Source organism: Daejeonella sp. (assembly GCF_049655485.1).
Lineage (GTDB): Bacteria > Bacteroidota > Bacteroidia > Sphingobacteriales > Sphingobacteriaceae > Daejeonella.
In genome coordinates, this window is sequence record NZ_JBASJU010000063.1 from 42,625 (window position 1) to 49,123 (window position 6,499).

At 39.8% G+C, this 6,499-nt stretch carries 6 protein-coding genes; 1 reads left to right on the top strand and 5 read right to left on the bottom strand.

Annotated features, from left to right (window positions below; all coding sequences use genetic code 11):
• The first annotated feature begins 55 nt into the window (after nucleotides 1-55).
• Nucleotides 56-1,726 carry a glutamine--tRNA ligase/YqeY domain fusion protein gene (locus WBJ10_RS02910; protein WP_424288055.1) on the top strand — a complete coding sequence of 557 codons (1,671 nt, stop codon included), beginning with the start codon at nucleotides 56-58 and terminating at the stop codon, nucleotides 1,724-1,726.
• Here WBJ10_RS02910 and WBJ10_RS02915 read toward each other — a convergent pair whose 3' ends face one another.
• From WBJ10_RS02915 to WBJ10_RS02935, 5 genes are all read right to left on the bottom strand, one after another.
• Nucleotides 1,727-2,533 (bottom strand): N-acetylmuramoyl-L-alanine amidase, encoded by an 807-nt coding sequence (locus tag WBJ10_RS02915; protein ID WP_424288056.1) that lies wholly within the window; start codon nucleotides 2,531-2,533, stop codon nucleotides 1,727-1,729.
• Nucleotides 2,534-2,566: 33 nt separating this feature from the next.
• On the bottom strand, nucleotides 2,567-2,932 hold the full coding sequence (locus WBJ10_RS02920) for a response regulator (RefSeq protein ID WP_424288057.1): 366 nt from the start codon (nucleotides 2,930-2,932) through the stop codon (nucleotides 2,567-2,569).
• 161 nt (nucleotides 2,933-3,093) lie between these two features.
• Nucleotides 3,094-3,906 (bottom strand): DUF4249 domain-containing protein, encoded by an 813-nt coding sequence (locus WBJ10_RS02925; RefSeq protein ID WP_424288058.1) that lies wholly within the window; start codon nucleotides 3,904-3,906, stop codon nucleotides 3,094-3,096.
• A 2-nt stretch (nucleotides 3,907-3,908) separates the two neighbouring features.
• Nucleotides 3,909-6,230, bottom strand: coding sequence for a TonB-dependent receptor (locus tag WBJ10_RS02930; RefSeq protein WP_424288059.1), 2,322 nt, complete (start codon nucleotides 6,228-6,230; stop codon nucleotides 3,909-3,911).
• A gap of 67 nt (nucleotides 6,231-6,297) precedes the next feature.
• On the bottom strand, nucleotides 6,298-6,499 hold a 202-nt coding region (locus tag WBJ10_RS02935; RefSeq protein ID WP_424288060.1), incomplete at its 5' end, for a KTSC domain-containing protein.

Sequence of the window (6,499 nt, forward strand, 5' to 3'; positions counted from 1 at the left end):
AAATAATACTCCTGCCAAAGTTAATTTTGCTATTTTTGTACCCTCAGAGCAGATTATGATGGAAGAAAGATCCTTGAATTTTTTAGAGGAAATTATTGAAGAAGACCTTGGCAACGATAGGAATAACAAGCGTGTGCATACCCGTTTCCCTCCGGAGCCCAACGGATATCTTCACATTGGCCATGCTAAATCAATCTGTCTAAACTTTGGTATCGCTCAAAAATACAATGGGAAAACCAATTTAAGATTTGACGATACAAATCCGAGTACTGAAGAAACAGAATATGTTGATAGTATCCGGGAGGATATTCAATGGCTTGGATTTAAGTGGGATAAGGAGCTTTACTCGTCGGATTATTTCGATGTACTTTATGAATACGCACGTGTATTGATAGGAAAAGGGCTTGCATATGTGGATGACAGTACTGCTGAAGAAATAGCTGCGGCAAAAGGGACTCCTACCGATCCTGGAGTGCCGACAACTGACCGAAATAGAAGCATTGACGAAAATTTACAGCTTTTTGCAGAAATGAAAGCCGGGAAATATCCCGACGGGGCAAAAGTATTAAGGGCTAAAATTGATTTGGAGTCGCCCAACATGCATCTACGTGATCCATTGATGTATCGTATTAAACATGCTCATCATCACCGGACAGGGGATAAGTGGTGTATTTACCCGATGTATGACTTTGCTCATGGGCAGTCAGACGCAATTGAAGAAATCACACATTCTATTTGCACCCTGGAGTTTATTCCGCACCGCCCATTATACGAATGGTTTATTGATAAGCTAGGAATTTTTCCATCAAAGCAATATGAATTTGCGAGGTTGAACATGAACTTCACAGTAATGAGTAAGCGTAAGCTGCTGCAATTAGTGAATGAGAAGTATGTTAATGGATGGGATGATCCAAGAATGCCTACAATTAGCGGCCTCCGGCGACGGGGGTACACACCGGCCTCAATAAGAAACTTTTGTGATCGCATTGGTGTGGCTAAACGTGAAAACCTTATTGACCTCAGTTTGCTGGAGTTCTGTATAAGAGAGGATCTTAATAAATCAGCTCTTCGAAGGATGGTTGTGATGGATCCGGTTAAACTGGTCATTACTAATTATCCAAAGGATCATTCTGAAGTGATGCATGGCGAAAATAACCCCGAGGCAGAAAATGGAGGTGGACACAGGGAAATCCCTTTCAGTTCCGAAATCTGGATTGAGCGTGAAGACTTTTTGGAAGATGCCCCAAAGAAATTCTTTCGATTAGGACCGGGCTTAATGGTCAGGCTGAAAAACGCTTATATCGTAAAATGTGATGATTTTTTGAAAGATGAGAATGGACGTGTTTCCGAAATCCATTGCTCTTACATACCTGAGTCAAAGAGTGGCTCAGACACAAGCGGTATACATGTTAAAGGTACTATCCACTGGGTTAGCGTAAAACACGCGAAGACAGCTGAAATTCGTTTATACGACCGTTTATTCAAAGTGGAAAATCCCTCGAATGAAGATGGAGATTTTAAAGAGTATATCAACCAGGATAGTTTAACTGTAATTGAAAAAGCAATCATCGAACCAGATCTGATTAATGCTCAGGCTGGTTTGGGCTATCAATTTATCCGTAAAGGATATTTTACGCTTGATGTAGATTCAAAACCAGATAAACTGATTTTTAATCGTACAGTAACACTGAAAGACGCCTGGGCTAAAGAAGTAAAGAAGGGTTAATTAGAGATATTTCTTGTATAGATTGAACAGTACTTTCTGTTCTTCTTCATTTAAAATCCCTGTTATTTCTTTTTGTATAAAGTGAAGTTGAAAGGCTTTGATTGCATTTGAAGGATTTTTGACATCATATCCAATTATTCGTAACGCATCTAATTGGTTAAAAGTTGCGGGTACAGAATCCGTTTGCACAGCATCGGGCCACAAACCAAAGCCTCTATCAGCTAAACTTTTCCAGGGAAAAGTAACATTCGGATCCACTTTTCTTCCAGGAGCAATATCGGAGTGCCCTATAAAATTTGCAGCTGGTATACTGTGTCTCCTTTTTAGTGTGTCTAAAACGTTGACAAGGCTGTTGATCTGGGATTGAGCAAAGGGCTCGAGCCCGTTGTTATCCAATTCGATTCCTATGGAAGCGGAATTTATGTCTGTAGCATTTCCCCATTTAGCTGCCCCTCCATGCCACGCGCGCAGATAATCATTTAACATATGATAAACCGCTCCGTCCCTGCCTATCACATAATGTGCACTAACCTGAGTAGCAGGTGTAGTAAAGGTTTTAAGGGTTTGTGCAGTTGAATTTTGTGCAGTGTGATGAATAATTACGTAGTTGGGTTTACGAAGACCGAAATTAACTGTTCCGACAAAATCCTGCCCTGTCGGGTTCACTGGAGTTTTTCTGACAGTACTTGCAAGTTCTTTCGTATGATTTTTATAGACTTTATTTGTAGGACCATATGGAGAAGAAGAGCAGCCAGCCATAACGGCAAAAGCAAATGCGAGAATGGCTAAATGGGATTTTGCAATCATATTAAGTTTCAAATTCAATTATTAAAATTTCAGCTACCTGTTGTGGCGATGATGTTGCCTTACAAGATCTAGAAGGTCCTCAATAAGAAAAGGCTTGGATATGTAATCATCAGCTTTGCATTTTCGGGCAATCTCAGCAAGGTCGTTGACCGCGGAAATTAGAATTACCGGAAGGTGGGAAGTACCAGGATTCGCCTTTATTTCAAGACACAACTGATGGCCCTTTTGCGCACCCAAGTTCTCGTCGAGCAAAATGAGATGTGGATTAATTTCTTCAAGACTCTTTAGTGGTTCGGCATCAAGAGAAGCAAGCACCTCGTAATCTTCGTTTTCAAGGATAAACCCTAAAAGCTCAAGGATGTCATGGTTGTCCTCTATTACAACAATTTTCTTCTTCATGGATATGTCTTAAACTGCAAATCTACGGCTAGTTTTAAAAGGTCAAATTGCCGAAATAGTATTTAGTAAAACTACGTATAAACCACCATTTTATATATGATGTTATTCAAATCTAAGAGAAAATGACTAATTGGACAGAACTACGATCTTTTTTCAGCGAATTATTTTAATGTAACCGTGTATACCGCACGGGTGTTAGCACTAAATATTCCCAGTGCACCATTGTCAAGATTGGTATTGGGATTTGAAGGGGCTACCGGGGGGCCGCCGTTACCGCCTATCTGGCTTATTGCAAAATAATACTTAAAGACATTTCTGTCAATACATTGTATCTCTATTTCAGTCTTATCACCAACCTTTATTCCATCCCCCTCGAAGGTGATAAGGTCTGATGTTGCATTTCCGTTGCTAAACCGATCATCATTAACTTGATCAGCTGTTAACACACCGTTTACCTTGACGATGTACCGGTACTGGTTTTGGACCTGAGCCGGATCATTATAATAAACAGACGGATATATGCTCGCATTACCGAAAATGCTGATCTTTTTAAAAGTTATGGAGTCAGTCCGAACAGGGGTCGGCATAATAGAACTAGCTGTATATGTTTTTCCGCCTGCAACCACTTCTAATGTGTATTTCACACCTGGAATTCCTTTGAAACGCGAGCTTTTGTAGATACCGTCGCTAGTTGGGACAAAAGAAAGAGTTTGACTGCTGCTGGTATATACTGTCACCTTTGCACCCTTAACTCCAATAAATGTATTCGGCTGATCAAAAGGAGTCGTTTTAGACACTTTTATGGTTTGAACTTCTGATTGATCGGAAATACTTCCATCAATAACTATTACAGGATCTGCATCTGTGAGATTAGTTTCTATAACTTCTTCACAAGAGGTAAATATTGAGGCAAATAGTATAAAGATGGAAAACACAGTGTTCCGCATCCAATATGAGTTTATTTTCCCTATCATGATTAAAACTTGAAGTTCCATGTTATTGAAGGAATGATTCCGAATAAAGTTGTTTTCACGGCCTGTGTTTTTGTTTTATCCTCAGGGTCATCCTGAAAACTTATGGTGTATGCATTTTTCCTGTCATAGACATTGTAGAAACCCATGGACCAGCTTGATTGTAATTTCTTTCCCGCTTTCGCTTCTAATGTTGCAGCCAGATCTAGTCTGTGATAGCCTGGCATACGGTCTGAATTGCGCCCCGAATAGTAAAAATAAGTTTGGTTATTGATCTGATACTTCCCTGCAGGAAAAGTTACTGCATTTCCAGTGCTATAAACAAAAGTCGACGAAAGGACCCATCGGGGCCCTGCTTTGTAAATTCCCACCATGGAAAGATCATGCGTCCGATCCTGCTTAGCATTGAACCAAACGCCATTGTCTATATCATCAAAACGACGTTCTGTTTTAGATAGCGTATAACCTACCCATCCGTTTAATTTCCCAAACCTTTTTTTAAAATAAACTTCCACCCCATACGCTCTTCCTTCTCCATAAAGCAGGTCAGCTTCCACACTCCTGTTTCCGCGGAGGTCGGTACCACTCCTGTATTCGATCTGATTTAGCATGGTTTTATAGTATAGCTCTGCCGAAATCTCATATTTATCTTCATTTAGATTCTTAAAAAAACCGGCAGCAACCTGATCAGCAGCCTCTGGTTTAACATTATTGCTGCTCATTATGTAGAGGTCAGTGGGCGAACTGGCGGTAGAATTCGACATTAGGTGTAGATTCTGACTATTTCGGGTATAGGATGTTTTAAAAGATGAAGATTCAGTCAATAAATAACTGGCTGAAATTCTTGGCTCAATCCTAAAATAGCTTTTCACGATTTCGCCCGAGTCATATTCTTGGCTGCTGGAAATTTGGCCTTCCCGATCATAATTATTGAAAATACCAGGGCCTCGCAAAAAGAATGAGCTCGCTCTTAGGCCGTAAACAATGTTTAATTTGTCGTTCACTTCCCATTCATCAGAAACGTAGGCTGAAACTTCATTTCCTTTTCTTTGCTCAATGGTTTCTTCATTAACGCTGGATTGCGCATCTGAAGTAATACTTCCAGGTGCGATGGTATGACTTATGAGATCCAAACCGAAGCGAAGGTTGTGACTATTGCTTAAGGAAAGCTGGAAGTCCTGCTTCAAATTTACGTCCCTTATGGAGGAGCTTACCTTGAAATTATTTTCTTGAATGAAGTTCTCGATCACATAGTTATAATTACTATAAATAAGGGATGTGTTTGAAAACAGCCGGTTGCTATATAAATGATTCCATCGAAGCGTGGCCGTTGCATTTCCCCAGTCGAATCCAAATGTTTCATTTAATCCTAGCTCATCTCTACCGAAATAACCCGAAAGGAAAATAGTGTTCTTTTCGTCTAGCTGATAGTTAGCCTTCGCATTGAGATCATAGAAATAAAGAGTATTCTTTCTGATAGAAGTATCTTTAGCAAACGTTAAAAATGCATCAGCATAGGTTCTTCTACCACTTATCATAAAAGAACTTTTATCTCTTACAATCGGACCTTCCAATTTTAACCTGGAGGAAATCAGGCCTATTCCCCCCTCTGCAGTATATTCTTTTTTGTTTCCATCGTTCATGCGAATATCCAATACCGAAGATAATCGCCCACCATACTGAGCTGGCATACCACCTTTAAAAACACTAACGTCTTTAATCGCATCAGAATTGAAAGTGGAAAAAAATCCCAGAAGGTGTGATGCGTTATAAACCGGTGCTTCATCTAAGAGTATCAGGTTTTGATCGGCAGAACCACCACGCACATAAAATCCGCTATTACCCTCACCAGCCGATTTAATTCCGGGTAGCAACTGAAGAGTTTTAAGCACGTCCCGTTCGCCAAAAATTACTGGTACATTTCTGATTTCACTCAGGTTAACTTTCGCAAGGCCCATTTGTGCATTCACTACATTGTCATTCCTTTTTTCGGCAGTTATGACTACTTCATTGATACTGTTTCCAGGCACCAAAGTGAGATTAAGTCGCATATCGGAATCGATATTAATTGATTTCACGAAAGTGCGATAACCTATATAGCTCACCGTCATGTTGTATTTGCCAGGGCTAAGTTTATAAGAAAAAAATCCGTAGGCATTTGTGCTCGTACCAAGCAGGGTGCCACCGCTAAATTTTACCGTAACACCGATTAGGGTTTCACCCGACAGAGAATCCCTTACTATACCGTTAACGGTGAAGTTATCTTGCGCGAAGCCAGATCTCGAACCGCTTAGTATTAAGAATAAAATAAGAATAGTGTACTTCAAAATGAAAAGGTGCTTAAGGCTGGCATTAGATATACGATTTTTTGGCGTCTCAATGGTTTAATAAATATTAATTTATTCTGTCAAAGTCGTACTTTCCTTTGATATGAAAGTTTAAAAAACGCCCTTTTGAGCCAGAGATTTTAAAGGATTTATAGACTTCCTGCGGAACGTTTTTATAATCATATGTTAATCCTGAGTTAAATTTTACTCTTAAGATACGTGTATCCGCAAGATACTCGAATGAATCCACTACACTTGAAGGCATGGTT

Coding starts and splice junctions, on each gene's coding strand:
- WBJ10_RS02920 (WP_424288057.1), bottom strand. CDS start 2,932: ATGAAGAAGAAAATTGTTGTAATAGAGGACAACCATGACATCCTTGAG.
- WBJ10_RS02925 (WP_424288058.1), bottom strand. CDS start 3,906: ATGATAGGGAAAATAAACTCATATTGGATGCGGAACACTGTGTTTTCC.
- WBJ10_RS02915 (WP_424288056.1), bottom strand. CDS start 2,533: ATGATTGCAAAATCCCATTTAGCCATTCTCGCATTTGCTTTTGCCGTT.
- WBJ10_RS02910 (WP_424288055.1), top strand. CDS start 56: ATGATGGAAGAAAGATCCTTGAATTTTTTAGAGGAAATTATTGAAGAA.